21 protein-coding genes, 1 tRNA gene and 1 other annotated feature are annotated in these 20,453 nt (G+C 63.7%); of the genes, 16 read left to right on the forward strand and 6 right to left on the reverse strand.

The features are described from left to right. Positions 1 to 35: 35 nt before the first annotated feature. Together PG899_RS15840 and PG899_RS15845 are read right to left on the reverse strand one after the other, a co-directional pair. Positions 36 to 932 carry a DMT family transporter gene (locus PG899_RS15840; protein WP_077095314.1) on the reverse strand — a complete coding sequence of 299 codons (897 nt, stop codon included), beginning with the start codon at positions 930 to 932 and terminating at the stop codon, positions 36 to 38. A 152-nt stretch (positions 933 to 1,084) separates the two neighbouring features. After that, positions 1,085 to 2,146 carry a PQQ-dependent sugar dehydrogenase gene (locus PG899_RS15845; protein WP_077095313.1) on the reverse strand — a complete coding sequence of 354 codons (1,062 nt, stop codon included), beginning with the start codon at positions 2,144 to 2,146 and terminating at the stop codon, positions 1,085 to 1,087. A 223-nt stretch (positions 2,147 to 2,369) separates the two neighbouring features. On the opposite strand from PG899_RS15845, the gene PG899_RS15850 reads away from it, so the two are divergent. After that, positions 2,370 to 4,010 carry a SulP family inorganic anion transporter gene (locus PG899_RS15850; protein WP_077095312.1) on the forward strand — a complete coding sequence of 547 codons (1,641 nt, stop codon included), beginning with the start codon at positions 2,370 to 2,372 and terminating at the stop codon, positions 4,008 to 4,010. 24 nt (positions 4,011 to 4,034) lie between these two features. On the opposite strand, the gene ppk2 is transcribed toward PG899_RS15850, so the two are convergent. The 3 genes from ppk2 to PG899_RS15865 all read right to left on the reverse strand — a co-directional run bounded on the left by ppk2 (position 4,035) and on the right by PG899_RS15865 (position 6,359). Beyond that, entirely contained in the window at positions 4,035 to 4,859 is an 825-nt protein-coding gene (ppk2, locus tag PG899_RS15855) for a polyphosphate kinase 2 (protein ID WP_041217166.1), read from the reverse strand. 218 nt (positions 4,860 to 5,077) lie between these two features. Beyond that, positions 5,078 to 5,154 (reverse strand) — tRNA-Arg (locus PG899_RS15860). A gap of 50 nt (positions 5,155 to 5,204) precedes the next feature. Further along, positions 5,205 to 6,359, reverse strand: a complete 1,155-nt coding sequence (locus PG899_RS15865) for a flagellar assembly protein FlgT (RefSeq protein ID WP_029303764.1) — start codon at positions 6,357 to 6,359, stop codon at positions 5,205 to 5,207. Between the two features lie 194 nt (positions 6,360 to 6,553). On the opposite strand from PG899_RS15865, the gene PG899_RS15870 reads away from it, so the two are divergent. Together PG899_RS15870 and PG899_RS15875 are read left to right on the forward strand one after the other, a co-directional pair. After that, positions 6,554 to 7,174, forward strand: a complete 621-nt coding sequence (locus PG899_RS15870; protein WP_179101303.1) for a FlgO family outer membrane protein — start codon at positions 6,554 to 6,556, stop codon at positions 7,172 to 7,174. Between the two features lie 15 nt (positions 7,175 to 7,189). Then, a complete protein-coding gene (locus PG899_RS15875; protein ID WP_011705018.1) occupies positions 7,190 to 7,621 on the forward strand; it encodes an LPP20 family lipoprotein in 432 nt (143 codons plus the stop codon). A gap of 99 nt (positions 7,622 to 7,720) precedes the next feature. Here the strand turns inward: PG899_RS15875 and pheA are convergent, their stop codons facing one another. Then, a complete protein-coding gene (gene pheA / locus PG899_RS15880; protein ID WP_011705019.1) occupies positions 7,721 to 8,893 on the reverse strand; it encodes a prephenate dehydratase in 1,173 nt (390 codons plus the stop codon). A 38-nt stretch (positions 8,894 to 8,931) separates the two neighbouring features. Then, positions 8,932 to 9,066 (reverse strand) — a sequence feature (Phe leader region). A gap of 169 nt (positions 9,067 to 9,235) precedes the next feature. On the opposite strand from pheA, the gene PG899_RS15885 reads away from it, so the two are divergent. The 13 genes from PG899_RS15885 to PG899_RS15945 all read left to right on the forward strand — a co-directional run bounded on the left by PG899_RS15885 (position 9,236) and on the right by PG899_RS15945 (position 20,453). After that, positions 9,236 to 9,835 carry an HAD family hydrolase gene (locus PG899_RS15885; protein WP_077095310.1) on the forward strand — a complete coding sequence of 200 codons (600 nt, stop codon included), beginning with the start codon at positions 9,236 to 9,238 and terminating at the stop codon, positions 9,833 to 9,835. Positions 9,836 to 9,860: 25 nt separating this feature from the next. Further along, positions 9,861 to 10,139, forward strand: coding sequence for a DUF6482 family protein (locus PG899_RS15890; protein WP_011705022.1), 279 nt, complete (start codon positions 9,861 to 9,863; stop codon positions 10,137 to 10,139). A 45-nt stretch (positions 10,140 to 10,184) separates the two neighbouring features. Continuing rightward, positions 10,185 to 11,057, forward strand: coding sequence for a hypothetical protein (locus PG899_RS15895; protein ID WP_077095309.1), 873 nt, complete (start codon positions 10,185 to 10,187; stop codon positions 11,055 to 11,057). A 95-nt stretch (positions 11,058 to 11,152) separates the two neighbouring features. After that, entirely contained in the window at positions 11,153 to 11,698 is a 546-nt protein-coding gene (locus tag PG899_RS15900) for a DUF3157 family protein (protein ID WP_077095308.1), read from the forward strand. 184 nt (positions 11,699 to 11,882) lie between these two features. After that, a complete protein-coding gene (locus PG899_RS15905) occupies positions 11,883 to 12,512 on the forward strand; it encodes an outer membrane beta-barrel protein (protein ID WP_011705025.1) in 630 nt (209 codons plus the stop codon). Positions 12,513 to 12,684: 172 nt separating this feature from the next. Continuing rightward, positions 12,685 to 13,629 carry a YbgA family protein gene (locus PG899_RS15910; RefSeq protein ID WP_077095307.1) on the forward strand — a complete coding sequence of 315 codons (945 nt, stop codon included), beginning with the start codon at positions 12,685 to 12,687 and terminating at the stop codon, positions 13,627 to 13,629. Positions 13,630 to 13,692: 63 nt separating this feature from the next. Next, complete coding sequence (locus PG899_RS15915) at positions 13,693 to 14,580, forward strand: MerR family transcriptional regulator (protein ID WP_077095306.1); 888 nt, start codon at positions 13,693 to 13,695, stop codon at positions 14,578 to 14,580. Further along, the gene (gene phrB, locus PG899_RS15920) at positions 14,577 to 15,998 is read left to right on the forward strand and encodes a deoxyribodipyrimidine photo-lyase (protein WP_077095305.1); all 1,422 of its coding nucleotides are present in this window, start codon (positions 14,577 to 14,579) and stop codon (positions 15,996 to 15,998) included. Before PG899_RS15915 ends, phrB begins: the two co-directional genes overlap by 4 nt. A gap of 1 nt (position 15,999) precedes the next feature. Then, a complete protein-coding gene (locus PG899_RS15925) occupies positions 16,000 to 16,428 on the forward strand; it encodes a nuclear transport factor 2 family protein (RefSeq protein WP_077095304.1) in 429 nt (142 codons plus the stop codon). Continuing rightward, complete coding sequence (locus PG899_RS15930; RefSeq protein ID WP_077095303.1) at positions 16,425 to 17,162, forward strand: SDR family NAD(P)-dependent oxidoreductase; 738 nt, start codon at positions 16,425 to 16,427, stop codon at positions 17,160 to 17,162. Before PG899_RS15925 ends, PG899_RS15930 begins: the two co-directional genes overlap by 4 nt. Then, entirely contained in the window at positions 17,159 to 18,418 is a 1,260-nt protein-coding gene (locus PG899_RS15935; RefSeq protein ID WP_077095302.1) for an NAD(P)/FAD-dependent oxidoreductase, read from the forward strand. The genes PG899_RS15930 and PG899_RS15935 overlap by 4 nt, the downstream gene beginning before the upstream one ends. Beyond that, a complete protein-coding gene (locus tag PG899_RS15940) occupies positions 18,415 to 19,197 on the forward strand; it encodes a DUF1365 domain-containing protein (RefSeq protein WP_077095301.1) in 783 nt (260 codons plus the stop codon). Before PG899_RS15935 ends, PG899_RS15940 begins: the two co-directional genes overlap by 4 nt. Further along, on the forward strand, positions 19,197 to 20,453 hold the full coding sequence (locus tag PG899_RS15945; RefSeq protein ID WP_077095300.1) for an SAM-dependent methyltransferase: 1,257 nt from the start codon (positions 19,197 to 19,199) through the stop codon (positions 20,451 to 20,453). Before PG899_RS15940 ends, PG899_RS15945 begins: the two co-directional genes overlap by 1 nt.

A 20,453-nucleotide genomic window follows, 5' to 3' on the forward strand; every position in this document is an offset into this window, starting at 1 on the left:
CCCGGCGGCCCGGACTGACTGTCGAGGAGGCTGGCTTACGGCTGCGGTGCCGGGGCTTCCTGCTGCTGGCGGGCAGGGGGCTTGCCCAGCATGCCGAGCAGGGCGCCACCCATGATGAGAGCACCAGCCACCAGGTGACGGGGGGTCAGCTGCTCGCCATTGAGCAGCACCAGCAGCAGCGTGCTCAGCAGCGGCGTCAGATAGGCCAGCGCGCCGATCCTGCGTGGATCTCCGTCTCGCAGCGCCAGATACCAAGTGACGAAAGCCGCCCCCATGGGGCCGAGCGCCAGCCCGATGATGAGGCCCCAGTCACCGGCCGGGATGCGGGCCACCGGCAGCGGTCCCTCCAGCAGCCAGGCCAGCAGCAGCGCCAGCAGCCCGGCGGGCAGGCAGGCCGCCGCCGTCATTACCGCCGGGGCCGGCGGCAGCCGGCGCGACAGCACCGAGTAGGCGCCCCAGACGATGGCGGCCCCCAGCGCCAGCAGATAGCCCGGCAGATAGGCCTGTTGCAGCTGCAGCTCGCCGTTCACCATCACCAGTACCGAGCCGGCCAGACCCAGAGCGCCGGCCAGCAGGTGACGGCCGTGCAGCGGGTGGCCCGGCAGCAGCAATGGGGTGAACAGGATTATGCACAGTGGCCACAGGTAGTTGATGAGGTTCGCCTCCAGCACGGGGGCGTGGCGAAAGCTCATGAACAGCAGCAGGTGGTAGAGCAGCAGGGCGCTGATGGTCACCAGCCAGTTGACCGGGCGAGCCCGCCACTGACGCCAGAACGGCAGGGCTCCCACCCCGCAGAAAAACAGCACCAGCCCCACCAGCACCAGCGGTGACACACTGGTGACCCGGGAGGTGAGCGCCGCCAGCGAGGCCCACAGCACTATGGTCAGCAGCGCCAGCCCGGTGGACTTGTCCCACCACGAAGCAGCAGACATCCAACACTCCTTTGCAGATGAATGAACAAAAGGAGGGCCAGTCTAGCAGACCGGCCCTCCCAGGGCATAAAGTGTTGCCCTTCATTTACCGGTGGCGGGGATGCCTGTTCTCATGCCACGGAGTATTGCAAGATTGCGGACCACCATGGTCATCAGGGACTCAGTTTGAGCAGGCGTCCCTGACCTGAGTCCGTCAGCAGATAAAGCACGCCGTCGGGTCCCTCCTTGATGGTGCGGATCCGCTCTCCCTGCTCGGTGAGCAGCCGCTCTTCCCCGATGATCTTGTTCCCCGCCAGCTGCAGTCGTACCAGAGCCTGGCCACGCAGGGCGCCGATCAGCAGATTGCCCTGCCAGCCTCGAAACAGCTCGCCCTGATAGAAGATCATGCCTGATGGGGCGATGGAGGGCACCCAGACCCACTTGGGGGGCGTCATCCCGGGAGCTTCGCTGCCAGAACCGATCTTGCCGCCGCCATACTCCTCGCCGAAGGTCACTCTGGGCCAGCCATAGTTGTGACCGGGCAGGATGAGATTGACCTCGTCCCCGCCCTGGGGGCCGTGCTCGTGGGCCCAGAACTGCTGGCTGCCGGGGCGCAGGGCGGCCCCCTGCATGTTGCGATGGCCCAGGCTCCAGATCTCCGGCAGGGCGCCGGGTGTCTTGAGGAAGGGGTTGTCGGCGGGGATCCGGCCATCCTTGTGCAGGCGTACCGTCTTGCCGAGGTGGTTGTCGAGGGACTGGGCCTGCTCCCGCTCGCTGAAGCGATCACCCAGGGTGATGAAGAGGTAGCCATCCTCCGTCAGCAGCAGCCTCGATCCGAAGTGAGCGCCCCCGGCGACCTTGGGCTGCTGACTAAACAGCCGTTGCCAGTCGACGAGCACATCCTTTTGCAGCCGTGCCCGGCCCACGGCGGTTCCGGCCCCTCCGTTGCCTGGCTCGCTGTAGCTGAGATAAATCCAGCCATCGTCATCCAGGGCGAGATCGAGCAGGCCACCCTGCCCTGTAGCGGCAATCGCCGGCAGTCCCCGGATAGGGTGGCGCTCGCCAGTTGCGTCTATGCGCAGCAGCCGGCCGGGCCGCTCGCCGACCAGCCATTCGCCATCGGGCAGGATAACCAGTCCCCAGGGGTGGCTCAGCCCCTCTGCCAGCGGGGTCAGGGTCAGAGCCCGCAGCGGAGTTACCAGACAGATCAGCAGCAGGGTGAGCAGTCGCAACATGGTGTCCCTCTCTCAAATCAGGCCAGTGTCCAAATCGGGTCGGTGCGTCGCCAAAACGCCGCTGAAGTATAGGGGCAAGAAAAACCTGAGGCACAACAAGCTGCTGCGTCATCGGTGTGCATACACTTCATGCTGTCTGCGCAGCATTGGCAGGGTTGGCAAACCACAGTCCAGGTCGGCGCACCGCGGCAATTCGCTCTCCCAGGGAGCATGGAGGAGTCACATGTCATCATTCGCATCGGCGCCCAGGCGCCTTCTTCCCGATTTGCTGGCCGGCATCACCGCGGCGGCGGTGGTGCTGCCCAAGGCCATGGCCTACGCCACAGTGGCCGGGCTGCCGGTGGCGATCGGTCTTTACACTGCGTTCGTGCCCATGCTGATCTACGCGTTGCTGGGCTCCTCCCGGGTGCTCAGCGTCAGCTCCACCAGCACCCTGGCGATCCTGACCGCTACCCAGCTCGGGCTGGTGGTGCCGGATGGCGATCCCGGCAGGTTGATCACGGTGACGGCCACCCTGACCCTGCTGGTCGGCGCCATGCTGCTGCTGGCGGCTGTGCTGCGGCTAGGTTTCGTGGCCAACTTCATCTCGCTGCCGGTGCTGGTGGGGTTCAAGAGCGGCATCGGGCTGGTCATCATCCTCGATCAGTTGCCCAAGCTGTTCGGGGTACATATCCAGAAGGAGAACTTCTTTCTGGATCTCTACCATCTGGGACAGGCTCTGCCCCATACCTCCTGGCTGACGCTGGGGGTCGCCCTCGTTACCCTGGTGGTGCTGGTGGTCATGGAGTGGCGTTTTCCCCATTCGCCCGCACCCCTGCTGGGGGTGAGTCTCGGCATAGCGCTGGTATGGGGCTGGGGTCTGAACGAGGCTGGGGTTGCCATCGTCGGCGCCATTCCCACCGGCCTGCCCAGTGTGACCATGCCGGACTTGACCCTGGTGCTGCAGCTGTTGCCGGGGGCGGCCGGCATTGCGCTGATGAGTTTCACCGAGACCATCGCCGCCGGCCGTGCCTTCGTCGGGAAGGAAGAGCCCGAGATCAACCCGAACCGCGAGCTGGTGGCCACCGGGTTGGCCAACCTGGGGGGCTCCCTGTGTGGCAGCATGCCGGCAGGGGGCGGCACTTCCCAGACGGCAGTGGTACGTTCCGTTGGCGGCATGAGCCAGCGGGCCTCCGTGGTCACCGCCGTGATGGCGCTGGCGACCATGATCTTTCTCGCTCCGCTGCTCTCCTGGCTGCCGAGCGCCACTTTGGCGGTGGTGGTCATCGTCTACTCGGTGGGGCTCATTCAGCCGGGAGAGTTTCGCAAGATAGGGCAGATCCGGATGATGGAGTTTCGCTGGGCCGTCATCGCCTGCCTGGGGGTGCTGCTGTTCGGTACCCTGGAAGGCATAGTGGTGGCGATCCTGGCCTCCTTGCTGGGGCTGGCCAGCCAGACGGCGCAGCCGCCGCTCCATGTGATTGGCCGCAAGCCCGGTGAGGATGTGTTGCGCCCGCTGGCGGCCCGCCACCCGGATGACGAGACCATTCCGGGCCTGCTGATCCTGCGACCGGAGGGGCGCCTCTTCTTCATCAATGTGCAGCATGTGGCGGCCGGGATGCGCGAATTGATCGCGCGCCATCAACCCCGGGTGGTGGTGCTCGATATGAGCCGGGTACAGGATGTGGAGTATTCGGCTTTGATGATGCTGATGGAAGGGGAGCAGCTGGCCAGATCCAAGGGGGTTACGCTCTGGCTGGCCGGACTCAATCCCGGGGTGCTCGAGAATGTGCGCCGCAGTGGCTTGGCTGCCCAGCTGGGGGAGAGCCGCATGCTGTTCAATGCCAGGGCCGCCATCCGTCAATACCAGCAGAATCAGGGGTGAGCACAGACTCACCCCTGCCGCTGTCTAGAAGGGTTCCGGGATAAAGCGGAACGGGTGCTCAGAGGGTTTGACCTTGCCTATCTTGCGTTTGGGCAGCTTGATGGGCTCGGCCGGGAGATCCTGATAGGGAACGTGGGCCAGCAGGTGGGAGATGATATTGAGCCGCACCTTCTTCTTGTCCTCGGAGCGGGCCACGAACCAGGGGGCCCAGGCGGTGTCGGTGGCGGTGAACATGGCGTCCCGTGCCCGGGTGTAGTCATCCCAGCGATCGAATGACTTGATGTCCATGGGGGAGAGCTTCCAGATCTTGCGGCCATCGTCGATGCGATCCCGCAGTCGCCGCTCCTGCTCGTCGGGGGTTACCTCCAGCCAGTACTTCAGCAAAATGATGCCGGAGTCGACCATGGCCTGCTCCACCATGGGAACCCCGGCCAGAAACTTGTCGCTCGCCTCCTCGCTGCAAAAGCCCATGACGCGCTCCACGCCGGCCCGGTTGTACCAGCTGCGATCGAAGATGACGATTTCGCCCGCTGCGGGCAGATGCGGGATATAGCGCTGGAAGTAGAGCTGGCTCTTCTCCCGCTCGGTGGGGGCCGGCAGCGCTATGACCCGGAACACCCGAGGACTGACCCGCTCGGTGATCGCCTTGATGGTGCCCCCCTTGCCGGCGCCGTCGCGCCCCTCGAACACGATGCAGACCTTGAGCCCCTTGTGCACCACCCACTGCTGCAGTTTCACCAGCTCCACGTGCAGGCGACGCAGCTCCTTCTCGTATGCCTTGTTGCCAAGGGGCTGCTGCACGTCGGCCACGGCCGGCTGTTCTATTTTGCTTTTTTTGTTGTTACCCATGATGCCCTTCTTTTTGTCCCAAACGGATTAGAGTGCGACCGTCATCCCGGACGGCGCATTTCAAGCGTAGATGAGGGTTTTTCGGGCATGGGGATAGAGAAGACAAAGGGAGGCCATCATCTGGCGCAGGGCGTAGGGGAAAGTCCGGCTGAATGGCGGCCTTGGCCTGAAACGAGCAAGGGGTTGGCATCGTGATGATGCCAACCCCTTGTTTTGTATGGCGCTCCCGACTGGAGTCGAACCAGTGGCCTGTCCCTTAGGAGGGGACCGCTCTATCCTACTGAGCTACGGGAGCATTGTGGCGGGCATTATACAAGAAGCCGCTCCCTTTTAAACCCTTGATTCTTATTCCAATACTGCCAGATCCCCGATCTGGATGTTAAACGGCGAATATTTGTTCTGGCTGCTGATGATGGCGCCATCCTCGAACACCTGCACCACTTCGAACAGGCCGTCGGCGGGGTTGCGCATCATGCGCGACTTGCCGTAGGGGTCGATGAAATCGGCATCGTGCTGGATGCGGAACTGATCCCCGAGCCGGACGCCGTTGCGGCGGCCCAGATTGATGTGGGGGCCGCGCTCGTTCTGGCCGACCACCCGGGCGGTGACCGGGGCGCAGCTGAGCTGGGCCACCAGATCCTGCACCGCTTCCTGCAACTGGTAGTTGACCTCCTGGCCGTAGCTCGACTGCCAGAACTGGCCGCTGCTGCTGCCCACCTGATCCCGCTTGGCGAAGGTCCAGTTGGCCCGGCCCTGGTACTCCTTGCGGCCGAGCAGGCTGCCGTTGATGCCGTCGAACAGATAGAGCTGCATGCGAAAGTTGCGGATGGGGTCTTCATACCAGCTGGTCAGCTGGTTGCCCTGCGGTTCGAGGGAGAGATCGTCGATGCTGCCGAGCACCAGATACTGGCTGTCGGTGCGCAGGCTGAGCGCCTTGATCTCCTCGAGGGCGCTGCGATCCCCCTGTTGCAGGTGGAGCGGGTCGATGCGCAGGTTTTCGTCCAGCCACTGGCGCACGGCCACCCCTTGCGGCGCGTTGGCCAGGGCCTCGAACATGCGGCGTGACAGGTTGGCGGGCATGTCGTCGAGGGCGCCGTAGCTCGCCTGCTCGGGGTAGCGCAGCCGCAGCCGCACCAGCGTCAAATCCTTGGCGTAGTGCTGGGTCTGGCAGATCTGGCGTTCGGCCTGGATGTCGGCCTGCAGCGTGATGTACATGCGGCCGTTGCGCACCTCTTCCCGCTTGAGCCGATACTGGCGAATGTCACCGCCGGAGCGGATCTGGATCTGCTCGGAGCGCAGGCTGCCGTTTTCCAGGCGCTGGATGCTGGAGACGGCGGCGCCGCTCGCCAGCAGAGCCTGCCGCAGGGCATCGCGGGTCGCCTGCTCGCGGGCGTAGACCTCGTCTCCGCCCAGGATGGCGGCACTGCCCTGCGCCTCGATGATCTCGGCCCGGGCCGACAGACTGGCCAGCAGCAGGGTTAACAGCAGCGGTAATTTCATGACAAGCACCTTGAATATGCGGGTCGGCGCGATTCACCCCTGTCGAAGCGAGGTCGCCGGCCGATACAGATCACAGAATCGTGCCGGTTGCACAGCACACGCGAATATTTAGCAAGATCCATGCCTCATTCCCGGCTCAAGCTTTGGCCGGTCGAACCGATAACAAATCAGGTGCAGATACAGGAAAGGTATCCATGAACAAACTCATCACGGCGTTGGCGCTCGCCCTGGCATTGGCCGGCTGCGGCTCCGACCCCATCAACCGGGAGCAGGGTGATCCTCGTCAGGCGGCGCAGGGGATGGAACTCAACTGGTTGGTGGCGCGCATGACCGATCAGCTGATGGAGCGCAAGTCGCTCTCCACCCTGACCGAACCCATCGCGGTCTCCTCTTTCGTCGATCTCGATACCCTGCAGGACACCAACTGGATGGGGCAGCAGATCGAGGAGAGCTTTATCTATGAGCTGAACCGGCGCGGGGAAGTGGTGGTGGATTTCAAGCTGACCGGCAGCATCAAGGTCACCCCGCAGGGAGACTTCGTGATGAGCCGCAACTATCGGGATCTCTCTCCCCGGCTGCCCATCTCCCGCATCCTGACCGGCACCTTCAGCCGCAACAAGCAGGGGATCCTGGTCAATGCCCGCATCATCGACCTGCGTACCAAGATGGTGGAGACCACGGCCCAGAGTTTGATCCCGCAAAAATACCTGTTCGGTGCCAACAATTCGTTTGGCCGGGTCTCGATCAACCGCGGTTACCTGATGCGTGACAGCCAGGCGCGTCCCGGCGGCCATCTGGTCAATCTGACGCCCTGACAAGGAGTAGATGCAATGAAAATCCTGTTCGGATGCCTGCTGGCCCTGTTGCTGACGGCGTGCAGCGGCGGCAATCGGGTGGTCAACTATGGCGGCGGCAACAACAAGCCGGATGACTTCCCGGTGCTCAAGGCGGTCGGCTACGCGGTGATCGACATCCAGCCCGGTCCATCCCAGTCCGAGAAGATGCTGCAGGCCATCCGCGCCTCCAAGATGGATGCCTATCGGGAGCTGGCGGAACAGCTCAACGGCCAGCAGGTGCGCGGCCAGAGCAGCTACAAGGACTTGACCCAGACCTCCAACTCGCTGGACGTGTCGGTAGCCGGCATGGTGCGCGGCGCCAGGGTGGTGGCCTCCTATCCCCGTGGCAACACCTATGCCACCGAGATGGAGCTTGATACCCGTGCCCTCTACAACATCAATCAGCTGATGGCGGGCCAGTTCTGACGGCATATCTCAGGCGAATGGACGACAAAAAGGCGACCCCGGTGGGTCGCCTTTTTCATTGGGGTGTCGGCCGCCCAGCCTGGCGGATTAGAGTGCTGGCTAGTTGCCCAGCAGCACCGGCGGTACGGCGGTCGGTTTGACGTCTTCGCTCGGGTAGCAACCCAGCACCTTGATGTAACGGGTGATCTTGGTCAGCTCCATCAGCGCGGCCTGCATGGCCGGGGTCTGCAGGTTGGCGGAGACATCCAGATAGAACATCTCCTCCCACGGGTTGCCCTGCACCGGGCGGGATTCCAGCTTGGTCATGTTGATCTCGTTGCTGCGCAGCACCAGCAGCGCCTCCACCAGCGAGCCCGGTTTTTGGGAGGTGGACATGATGAGGGTGGTCTTGGCCGGGATCTGTGGTGCCACGTCGATGGGCTTGCGCGCCACCACGATGAAGCGGCTGTAGTTCTCCTTCTGGTTGGCCAGCTGCTCGGCCAGCACGTCCAGCCCGTACAGCTCGCCGCCGGCCGCGCTGCCGATGGCCGCCGCCTCCGGGCTTGCCAGCTCTTTGACCTTCATCATGGCGCTGGAGGAGGAGTCGCAGATCTCGTGGCGCGCCCCTTCCAGCTTGCTGAGGTAATGGGAGCACTGCTGGAATACCTGCGGGTGGGCATAGAAGGTCTTGATGCGGCCCAGCTCGGTCGGCACGGCGGTGAGGATGCAGTGCTCGATGGGGTAGGTCAGCTCACCGACGATGGAGAGGCTGGTGTGCTGCATCACGTCGTACACCTCGTTGATGGAGCCCGAGCTGGTGTTCTCGATGGGCAGCACCCCGAAGGCGGCACGGCCCGACTCCACCGCATCCAGCACCTCGCGGAAATTCTGGCAGTTCACCTCGATCACCTGATCCTTGTAGCGGGCCAGGTACTTGCGGGCGGCGAGGCTGGAGTAGGAACCGCGCGGTCCCAGATAGGCGACGCTGGTCATCGGCTCCTGCTGCTCCGGGTTGAGCAGACTCTGCAGATAGGCCTGCTGGGAGAGCACCGAGTCTTCGATGATGGTGTGGTAGATGCGGGTGATGTACTGGGCGTCCAGCCCCAGCACACGCCCTTTCTGGATCAGGGCGACCAGCAGATCCTGCTCGCGCTGGGGATCGCGGATCGGACGCGGGTTGGCCTGCTTGGCGCGGGCGACCTCGATGCTGAGGGTCTTGCGTTTGGCCAGCAGGGCGAGCAGCTCCTGATCCAACTGGGTGATGTCTTGTCTGATCTCGTCGAGCGTTGCCATGATGGTTCCCTATCCAAGTAATCGATTGTGGTAGCTGCAAAAAAAAACCTCCGCTAGGGGAGGCTCGATTCGTCTTTGCTTTCTGTTTACGCGAGTGCTTCACGTGACGACGGGCCTTCCCTCATGAGGGCCGGATAAACGAGAAAGCAAAAAAGAATGGTGCGTGCATGAGTGTGTCCTTGAGGTAACGCCATAACCATTAAGGGATTTGACCGTGCGATGCAAGTAAAACTTGCCCGGGGGAGGCGAACGGGGCAGGGTAGGGGCGTGAGCCTGCGGGGGAAAAACCGGGTAAAACGGACCCGCTTGCTGTCGTAATGATGCAGATAGCTGGAGGTGAAGATGGCGATTATTTTCGATCTGGGACGGGTGGTGGTGAGCTGGGATCCGGTCGGTATCGTGCGCTCGGTACGTGGGGAGCAGGGAGCGGAGCTGCTGGCGGAGCGGCTGTTCAACCACCCGGACTGGCTGGAGGTGGACCGTGGCACTCTCTCACTGCACACCATGGCCCGTCAGGCCGAGCATCGCACCGGGCTGAGCGCCGCCGAAAACCTGGCGATTTTGCAGGCGGTGCCCGCCTCGCTGGTGCCGGATCCCGCTATGCTGAGCCTGATAGAGAGCCTGCATGGGGCGGGTCACACCCTCTACGCACTCTCCAACATGGGTCATGCCAGCATCGACTGGCTGGAGCAGCATCAGCCGTTCTGGCGTTTCTTCAGCGGCAAGGTGGTGTCGGCAAGGGTACGGATGATGAAGCCGGAGCCGGATATCTACCGCTATCTGCTGGTGTCGTTCGACTTGCAGGCCGAGCAGTGCCTGTTCATCGATGACAGCCCGGCCAACGTGACTGCCGCACAGGCGTTGGGGATCGGCGGCCTGGTGTTTACCGATGCATACAGTTGTCGCCAGCAACTGGTGGCGCAGGGTTACCTGCCCGCCTGAATGGCAGGATGTAGAGGGAGAGGGTATGGAGCATGGCCGGTTTCGCAATTGGCTCAGTCACTATCCGGACGCGGGGCTGCTGATCGCCTGTCTGGATGGCAGTGGGTATCAGCTCTGTGTCGAGGCCGACGGCGAGATGCAGTGTCTCACCGACAGCGGAGGGGGCCGGCTGACCTTTGCCTCCCTCGAGCAGGCCGAGGGATTTCTGCGCATGCATCAGGTTCATCAGGCGAAACTTCGGATTTATGATGCTCAGCTGGATGAAAATGAAACTAATTGGCATGAAATTATCATTAAATTCTGATTTATCCCTGCCCTTTAAGGGTTTATTCAGGATTGTTGCAGCACAATGGCGCCCAATTCATCATCCGGTGCCGTCGTTATGGATGCCAATATCGTTGTGCTGAATCGGGGATACGATCAGACCTTTCAGACCAGGGAACAGTCACTTATCGAGACCCTGGCTGGCTACGGCGAACTGGCGGTCTCCTTCTCCGGTCGACTGGAATCCTGCTACAGCATGGATCTGTGCCGCGCCAGCGGTATCCGGATCCGGGCCATCACCCTGGACAGCCCGACCCGCAGCCGCAAGGAGGTGGCGCGCGCCAAGCGCTACTGCCAGCGTTATGGCATCGAGCAGCGGGTCATCAAGACCGATGAGATGATCTTCTGCGATCACCTGCGCCACCTCAACGAGGTGATCGACCCGGTGCGCTACATCTGCCACCTCACCGCGCTGGAAACCGACTGGAGCCACCTGCCCATGCTGCTGCCGGCGCCGGTGGAGGAGCTGCAGGAGTATCTGCGTCGTTTCGGCAGCCTGCCGACCAATACCCTCTGGCTGTTTGCCAAGCAGGGCATGACCCACAGGGACTTTCGCTACGGCTTCAACAAGCGTCAGCTCGGGCGCTGGGGCAAGAGTGCCCACGGCTGCCTGAGCTACCGTTTCTCCGACCCCGAGCTGGTGGAGCGCCGTCATCTGCGAATGGTGGACATGGCGGAGCAGATGCTGGCCGACATGGGGCTGGAGGAGGCCCAGGTGTTCTTTCATACCCTGGCCGATCGGGCCACCACCCTGGCCCGGGTGCGGGTGCCGGCCAAGCTGCGGGCCCAGGCCTTCGATCTGCAGCCGGATATCCTCACCGCCCTCAAGAGCACGGCCTTCGATCTGGTGACGCTGGACATGGCGGCGGAAGAGGAGCGGCAGGAGCTGGTGGTCTAGGCAACCGAGGGCAGGAACGTGAGTGCGGTCATAGGCAAGCCGGGACGGACTCTTTATACTGACGCCCTTTTCCATCGACGCCGAGTCATCACCCTATGAAACCCTTGTCCCGTCTGCTGGTTGCCCTCTGCCTCTCGCCCCTGCTGGTGCAGGCCGCTCCGTTCACCCAGGTGACCCTGCCGGATGGCCGCCAGGTACAGCTCAACGATGACTTCACCTGGGAATACCTGCTGCTCAGGCCCGCCGACGGCAGCGCGGTGCAGGGCACGGTGGCCGTGCCGGTGCTGACCGAGCAGGCGATGAGCAACCCCGAGCTGCTGGCTCAGGCCGTCAAGGACGGGATCGGCGTCAAGCTGGCCAAGGTGGAGGGCTCGGATCCTCTGCAACTGCAATTCATGGTGAGCAACACCGGCACCCGCAACGTGGTGCGGGTGCGTGGCAGCGTCACCCTGTTCAGCGAGCAGGGGGCCCAGCTGGCCAAGCAGGAGGCCCGCTTCTGGGTCGGCGAGAACCGTCTGCCGGAGTCCTATCTGCGCAAGGGGCAGCAGCGCCCCTCCATGGTGCTGGAGGTGCCGCGCCCGGCCGGCCTTACCGGCAAGCCCCTGGTGCGGGTCGAGATTGAGGAAGTGGAGTTCCGCTGATCCCTCATGCAACAGGCTCCTTCGTGGAGCCTGTCTTGATTGTTAACCTGGTAACCACCTGCAACAGTTGCTTACATCTGACATGGTTTGGCAACAGCTTGCCGCTCGGTATTTCTCCCCGCCCTCTGCACAATGACCCCATTCCAGCTAGGTCCCAACTAGCTCAACCTGTGGAGTCATCAAAATGAAAAAAGTTGCACTTTCAGTTCTGGTTCTGGCCGGTTTCGCTTCAACTTCCGCTCTGGCTGAGGATGCTTTCAGCTACGCCAAAGGCGGCCTGACCTGGGCGCACACCAAGTCCGATTACATCGGCGGCAAGGATAGCAACAACCGCGATTTCGGCGGTCTGAACCTGGACCTCTCCAAGAGCTTCGGTTCCAACTTCTACGGTCGTCTGGGCAGCGAGTACACCTCTCGCAACGATGGCAACGACAGCATGGGCATCTCCAGCCTGGGTCTGGGTGTCTACACCCCGCTCAGCACAGGTCTGAACCTGTATGGGGAAGCGGGCCTGATGGGTTACACCATGGAGCGTCAGGTGGCTGCCAACGTCAAAGACAGCGGCTGGGACGTGATCACCCGCAAGAACAGCGGCAGCATGTACGGTGAGGCTGGCCTGCGCTACGACATCGGCGCGGTCGAGCTCTCCACCGGCTACCGCTACGCCAACATGACCGACGACATGCACGATTTCAAAGTGGGTGCCGCCTACAAGGTGAGCCAGAACCTGGCCCTCACCGCCGACTACACCTACCGCAAGTGGGACCTGCAACAGGGCTCCATCACCAGCCTGGGTGTGAAGTACAGCTTCTAATTATCCTTCCTGTAGTGTCTTCATTTTTACCCATGGCCTCGGTCATGGGTTTTTTCATTTCCGGTTGATCCACCCTTCACCCTTGCGCCGTATCAGTCCGCAATAGTTATACAACTTCCAATTTTTTGTATAACTGCTATAACTGATTCAGACTTATACAAGGAGTGATGGTATGTACAAGATTAGGGTTGGTATCAGCGCCTGCCTGCTGGGGCAGGAGGTACGGTTCGACGGGGGCCACAAGCGTTCCAGCTTCTGCGAGCGGGATCTCGGTGCCCACTTTGACTATCACCCCGTCTGTCCCGAAATGGCCATTGGCCTGGGGGCGCCCCGCGCCGCCATCCGGCTGGTGAAGCGCCACGGCGAGATCCGCGCCGAGGCGAGCAATGGCAGCTTCGACGTCACCGACCAGCTCATTGCCTTCAGCGAGCAGAAGGCGCGTCAGCTCGATTTCATCTCCGGCTACATCCTCTGTGCCAAATCCCCCAGCTGCGGCATGGAGCGGGTGCGGATCTATGGTGCCAACAACGAGGGGAGTGCCAAGGAAGGGATCGGCCTGTTTGCCAAGGCGCTGATGGAGGCCAATCCCCTGCTGCCGGTCGAAGAGGATGGCCGCCTGTGCGATCCCATCCTGCGGGAAAACTTCGTGCTGCGGGTCTTCGCCTACCACGACTGGCAGCAGCTCTGTGCGCGCGGCATCACCGCCTCTGCGCTGATCCGCTTCCACTCCCGCTACAAGTATCTGGTGCTCTCCCACGCCACCTCCCACTACCGGGCGCTCGGCAAGCTGCTCGGCAACCTGGCCAAGGCCGACCTGCAGCAGGTGGCCGACAGCTACATCAAGGGGTTGATGGCGGCGCTGACTTTGCGGGCCAACCGGCGCAGCCACACCAATGTGCTGATGCACCTGCAGGGCTACTTCAAGCGGGTGCTGACTCCGGCCCAGAAGCAGGAACTGTGCGACACCATCGACAAGTACCGTACCGGCGTCTTTCCGCTGCTGGTGCCGCTCACCCTGATCCGCCACTACCTGCGCGAATACCCCAATCCCTATCTCGCCGAGCAGGTGTACCTCAATCCCCATCCCGACACGCTGAAACTGCGCTACGGGCTCTGAATACTCTGTGCAGGCCCCGGCGGATGGCCGGGGCCTCTCCCTCAACCTTTGCTGGATGCCGTTATGTCTGATTTACCGCACGCCGCTTCTCCTTCGCCGGAGGAGGGGATCTACCCCATTCGCGAGGTCTCCCGCCTCACCGGCGTCAACGCCGTGACCCTGCGCGCCTGGCAGCGCCGCTACGGGCTGGTGCAGCCGGCCCGCACCGAGAAGGGCCACCGCCTCTACAGCGAGCAGGACATTCGCCAGATCGGCGAGATCCTGAGCTGGCTGGAGCGGGGAGTGAGCATCGGGCAGGTGAAGGGGCTCCTGAGCGAACCCCAGGCCCAGCCGGTGAGCGATCACTGGCAGCAGACCCTGGAGCAGTTCAGCCAGGCGCTGCTCGCCTTCAACCAGCGCAAGGCGGAGGCCGAGCTCAACGACCTGCTGGCGAGCTACCCGTTCGAACTGGTGCGCAGCCGGGTGCTGCAGCCGCTGGTGGAACGGCTGCTCGGGCTGTGGCGCGAGCGCCCCGATGGCGAGCTGCTGCAGCAGGTGTGGCTGGGCTGGCTGCATACCCGCTTCGCCCGCCACCTCATCGAGCAGGAGAAGGGCATGCCGGTCACCTTGGCGAGCTGGGGACAGGTGGGCTCGCTCGATCTGGTCTGGGCTGCCTACGAGCTGATCGGTCAGGGTCATGAGGTACAGCTGCTGGGGGCGGTGGAGCCGCGCCATGCCAGCCTGCTGGAGGGGCGCGCCGTCACCCCCTGGCTGGTGTTGCTGGGAGCCGGCCTTGGCAAGCAGGAGCTGGCTGCCGACTGGCCGGCCGGTACCCGCTTCTTTGGTGAGCTGGGGCGCCTCTACGATGGTGAGTGGCTGCAAGCCCACGGCTGGCAGGCGAGCCTTGCCGAGGCGATGGCGGGTAGGCCTGCGGCGGATGGCGCAGGCGGACGCGGGAGGAAAAAATCATGAAGCTGGTCTGGTTTCGCAATGATCTGCGCCTGGCCGACAACCCGGCGCTGCGACATGCCTGCGCCGATGATGAGCCGGTGGCCGCGCTCTTTATCCTCTCCCCTACCCAGTGGCGGCAGCACAAGCTGGCCCCGGTCCGTCAGCGCTTTGTGCTGGCTCAGGTCGATGCGCTGGGCCGCGAGCTGGCGGCGCTCGGCATCCCGCTCCATCTGCTGCGAGTGGAGACCTTTGCCGAGGTGCCGGCAGCGCTGGCAGATCTTTGCCGCGAGCTGGGCGTGACCCGGCTCTTCGCCAATCAGGCCATCGAGATCGACGAGCAGCGCCGGGATCAGGCCGTCAGCGCCGCGCTGGCGGAGCAGGCGGTGGGTTGCCACTGGCTCAACGGCTGCTGCGTGCTGCCGCCTGGGCGGGTGCTGACCGGCTCTGGCGAGATGTTCAAGGTTTTCACTCCCTTCAGCCGCGCCTGGCTCAAGGCCCTCGACGAGGATGGCTTCGTCATTCATCGCGCGCCCACTGCCCGCGGTGAGCCGTTGCCGTGGCAGCCGCTGGCGGAGCGGCACTTCGTTGATGCCGCCCTTGGCGAACTGACGGCAGACCCCCGCTGGCCGGTGGGGGAGGCCGAGGCCAGCCGCCGTCTGAATGATTTTCTGGAGCAGGCGGTGCTCGATTATGGCGAGACCCGGGATTTTCCTGCCATCGCGGGCACCTCCGTGCTCTCCCCCTATCTGGCGGCCGGCATCATCAGCCCGCGCCAGTGTGTGGCAGCGCTCCAGCAGCGACTCGGTTACCGGCCCCAGTCGAAGGCTCAGCCCGGCTTTGTCTGGCTCAATGAGCTCATTTGGCGCGAGTTCTATCGCCACCTGCTGGTGCTGATCCCGACCCTTTCCATGAATCGGCCCTTCAAACCGGAGACGGCGGCCCTGCCGTGGAGCTGGGATCCGGATGCCTTCGCCGCCTGGTGTGAGGGACGTACCGGCTACCCCATCGTCGATGCGGCGATGCGCTGCCTCAACGCCACCGGCTGGATGCACAATCGGCTGCGGATGATAGTGGCGAGTTTTCTCACCAAGGATCTGCACATCCATTGGCGGCTCGGGGAGGATTACTTCATGAGCCGACTGATCGACGGCGATCTGGCGGCCAACAACGGCGGCTGGCAGTGGGCGGCGGGGACCGGCGCCGATGCGGCGCCCTATTTCCGGGTGTTCAACCCCACCACCCAGGGGCAACGATTTGATCCGCAAGGGGAGTTCATTCGTACCTGGGTCTCTGAGCTGGCTGATCTGCCTGCCGCTTATCTGCACCAGCCCCACGACTGGTTGCGGCTCAAGGGGCGGCACGATTATCCGGCTCCCATGGTGGACCACGCCGTTGCCCGGGTGAGAGCCATCGAGATGTTTCGTGCCCTGGAGAAATAGCATGGATGAGTCGCTGGCCCGCTTTGTGGCCCTCTATCAGCAGCTAAGCAGAGACGAGCTGCACCGTTTGCCCGAGGTCTACGCAAACGAGGTGGTCTTTACCGATCCTGCTCACCGCATCGAGGGGCTGGCGGCGCTCAGCGACTATTTTGCCGTCCTCTATCAGCGTCTGGCCTACTGCCGCTTCGTCATCACCAGCCAGCTGCTGCAGGGGCACCAGGCCTGGCTCGGCTGGACCATGACCTTCTCCCATCCCAGATTGTGCGGCGGTGCGCCGGTGACGGTGGAGGGGGCCACCCACCTCGAATTCGACGAGGCGGGCAAGGTGTGCCTGCATCGCGACTACTTCGATCTGGGCGCCATGCTCTACGAGCAGTTGCCGCTGATAGGCCCCCTGGTGCGCACCATCAAGGGGAGGCTGGGCGCATGAGCGGCGGCAGGGTGCTGATCACCGGTGCCACCTCGGGCATCGGTTTTCAGCTGGCACTCGATTATCGGCGCGCCGGCTGGCAGGTGTGGGGTTGCGGGCGCGATGGCGAGCGGCTGCTGGCACTGGGTCGCCACGGCATCACGCCGCTGCAATTTGACGGGCGCGACGCCAGCGCCGTGAGCGAGGCGGCCGCCGGGTTGCCGCGGGTCGATCTGGTGATCCTCAATGCCGGCAACTGCGAGTATATGGATGTCGCCGAGGGGTTTGACGGTGCCCTGTTTGCTAGGGTCATCGAGACCAACCTGGTTGCCACCGGCCATGCCCTGGCCGCCTTTTTACCGCTGCTCGGGGCGGGTGGACGCCTTGCCATCGTCAGCTCGTCGGTGAGCTGGTTGCCGCTGCCCAGGGCAGAAGCCTATGGCGCTTCCAAGGCGGCCCTCGATTATCTGGCGGATACCCTGCGCCTCGATTTGGCCGGCAAAGGGATCGGCGTGACCCTGATCCGCCCCGGCTTTGTGCAGACCCCGCTCACCGCCAAAAATGATTTTCCCATGCCCTGTCTGGTGACGGTGGAAGAGGCTTCCCGCGCCATCATGGCGGGGCTTGTTGCCGGTCGTCACCAGATCCACTTTCCCTGCCGTTTCATCTGGCTGCTGCGCCTGCTTGGCGCGCTGCCGGTGGGGCTCTGGCTGCGTCTTGGCCGCACACTCGTTTCGAAAGGACGCCCTTCATGAAGAAAAGGATCGCCATCGTCGGTTCAGGGATCTCGGGGCTTACCGCCGGTTTTCTGCTCCACAGGCTGCACGACATCACCCTGTTCGAGGCGGCGCCGACCCTGGGGGGCCACACCGCCACCGTCGACGTCCACCAGGCGGGGCGCAGCTATGCCATCGACACCGGCTTCATCGTTTTCAATGACCGCACCTACCCCAACTTCCTGAGGCTGCTCGAGCGGATCGGGGTGGCACGGCAGCCGGCCGAGATGAGCTTCTCGGTGAAAAGCCCGCAGGGGCTGGAGTACAACGGTCACAACCTGGATACCCTGTTTGCCCAGCGCAGCAACCTGCTGAGTCCGCGTTTTTACCGCTTCGTCGCCGAGATCCTGCGCTTCAACCGCGAGGCGCGGGCCCGGCTGGCGGATGGGCAGCATCAGGGAGCCGGCCCCGAGCTGACCCTGGGGGATTTTCTGCAGGTGGGGGAGTTCAGCGACTACTTTGCCCGCCACTACATCTTGCCGATGGGGGCCGCCATCTGGTCGTCGACGCTGGCCGATATGCGCGCCTTTCCACTGGGCTTCTTCCTGCGCTTTTTTGCCAACCACGGCTTGCTCGAGGTGGCCAACCGGCCCCAGTGGTACGTGATCCCCGGTGGCTCGCGGGAATATATCGGCCCGCTGACGGCCGGCTGGCAGACTCACATTCGTCTGGCCTGTCCGGTGCAGGGGATCCGGCGCCAGGCGGACGGGGTGCTGATCCAGAGCAGCTATGGCGAGGAGCGGTTTGACGAGGTGATCCTCGCCTGTCACAGCGATCAGGCGCTGGCATTGCTGGCGGATCCGGGTGAGCGGGAGCAGGCCATTTTGGGCGCCATGCCCTATCAAGCCAACGACGTCTGGCTGCACACCGATGTGCGCTGCCTGCCGGTACGCCGCAAGGCGTGGGCCAGCTGGAACTATCAGCTGGGCGAGGATGACGGGGCGCGGCCGCTGGTGAGCTACAACATGAACATACTGCAGGGGGTTAGCTCGCCGCAGCCCTTCTGCGTCAGCCTCAATCCCCTGGGCAAGGTGGACGAGAGCAAGGTGCTGCGCCGCTTCGTCTACCATCATCCGGTGTTCAATCAGGCCTCCATCGCCGCCCAGCAACGGCGCGCCGAGATCTGTGGCCAGCAGCACACCCACTTCTGCGGTGCCTACTGGTACAACGGCTTTCATGAAGATGGGGTGCGCAGCGCGCTGGACGTGGCCAGACGGTTCGGGGCCGAGCTATGAAGGGGGCAGCTCTGGCAGGCCAGGAGGCGAGTGTCGAGGCCATGACCGGCACCCTCAGCGCCATCTGGCAGGGGTCGGTGCGCCATCGCCGCTTCGCACCGCGTGCCCACGCCTTCTCCTACAACCTCTTCATGCTGGGGCTGGATCTCGACGAGCTGTCACAACTCGATCGCGGGCGCTGGTTCGGGGTGGAGCGGGCAGGGCTGCTCTCGTTTCACCGTGACGACTACCTGCGTGGCAGCGAGGGGCCGCTCAAGCAGGCGGTGTGGCAGAAGGTGAGCGAACTGGGTGGCGATGCCGAGCCCGAGGGGCGGGTGCTGCTGCTCGGTAACGTGCGCTGTCTGGGGTTCTACTTCAGCCCGGTCAACTTCTACTTCTGCTACCGGCAGGGAGAGGCTCGCTATCTGCTGGCGGAGGTGTCGAATACCCCCTGGAACGAGCGCCACTACTACCTGCTGGATCTGGCGGCGCTGGCCCCCCACGACAAGGATTTTCATGTCTCCCCCTTCATGGGACTGGCGATGCGCTACCACTGGCGCATTCGTCCGCCCGCGCAGGAGACACTGATCCACATCGAGAGTCATCCCGTATCCGGGGAGGCCAAGCTGTTTGACGCCACCCTGGCGCTGCGCCGGGCACCGCTGTCGCGCAAGGGGCTGGTGGCCCTGCTGGCCCGCTGGCCCTGGATGACCATGAAGGTGCTGCTCGGGATCTACTGGCAGGCCCTGCGTCTTTTTATCAAACGAACACCCATTTTTAGCCATCCGGAGAGCCGCTAATGGAACTTGTGCAATCAACCCTCTCTGCCTCTTTCATCGACAAGGGGGCCAGGCAACTGCTGCTCAATCTGCTGGGGCGCCTCGAACATGGCCAGCTGCTGCTGCGGGATGGCGCTGAGCGTCACAGCTTTGGCGTGGCGGGCACCGATCTGCATGCCGAGCTGGTGGTGCAGGATCCGGCCTTCTACCGCCGCCTGCTGCTGGGGGGCAGCATCGCCGCCGGGGAAACCTGGGTGGAGGGGCTCTGGACCAGCCCGGATCCGGTGGCTCTGGTGCGCTTGCTGGCCCGCAATCTGGCGCTGCTCGATTCCCTTGAGCGGCGCCTCGGCTGGCTCAGCTTCCCGTTCAACAAGGTGCGTCACTGGCTTAACCGCAATACCCTGACCGGGTCGCGCTCCAACATCGCCGCCCACTACGATCTCGGCAACACCCTCTATCAGGGTTTTCTCGACAGCCATATGCAGTACTCGAGTGCCATCTACCCCCATGCAGAGGCCAGCCTGGAAGAGGGACAGCAGGCCAAGCTGCGTACCATCTGCGAGCGGCTGGCACTCGGCCCCGACGATCATCTGCTGGAGATCGGCACCGGCTGGGGTGGCCTCGCCGTCTATGCGGCCCGTCACTACGGCTGCCGGGTGACCACTACCACCATCTCCCGGGCCCAGCACGATTACGCCAAGGAGTGGATTGCGCGGGAGGGGCTGGGAGATCGCATCACCTTGCTGCTGGAGGATTACCGCAAGCTGGAGGGGACTTACGACAAGCTGGTCTCCATCGAGATGATCGAAGCGGTGGGGCACGCCTTCCTGCCCGATTATTTCCGCCAGTTGTCGCGGTTGCTCAAGCCTGGTGGTCGCCTGCTCATTCAGGCCATTACCATCGCCGACCAGCGCTATGCCCAGTATCTGCGCGGGGTGGATTTCATCCAGCGCTACATCTTCCCCGGTGGCTGCCTGCCGAGTGTCTCCCTGATGGCGGGGCTGCTGGCGCGCGAGACCGATATGCAGCTGGTGCGGCTGCACGATCACGGTCACCACTACGCCCGCACTCTGACCCACTGGTGCGAGCGCTTCCTGGCGCTGGCGCCCGAGCTGCCCGCTCTCGGCTACAGCCAGGACTTCATCCGGTTATGGCACTTCTATTTCGCCTACTGCGAGGGGGGCTTCTGGGAGCGCACCATCAGCCTGGTGCAGCTGGAGGCGGCCAAACCGGGCCCATTCGGCTGGAGTGGGGATCTGCCTGTCGGCGGGCACTGA

Origin of the sequence: Aeromonas sp. QDB39, assembly GCF_027707585.1 — a bacterium.
Taxonomy (GTDB): Bacteria; Pseudomonadota; Gammaproteobacteria; order Enterobacterales; family Aeromonadaceae; genus Aeromonas; species Aeromonas hydrophila.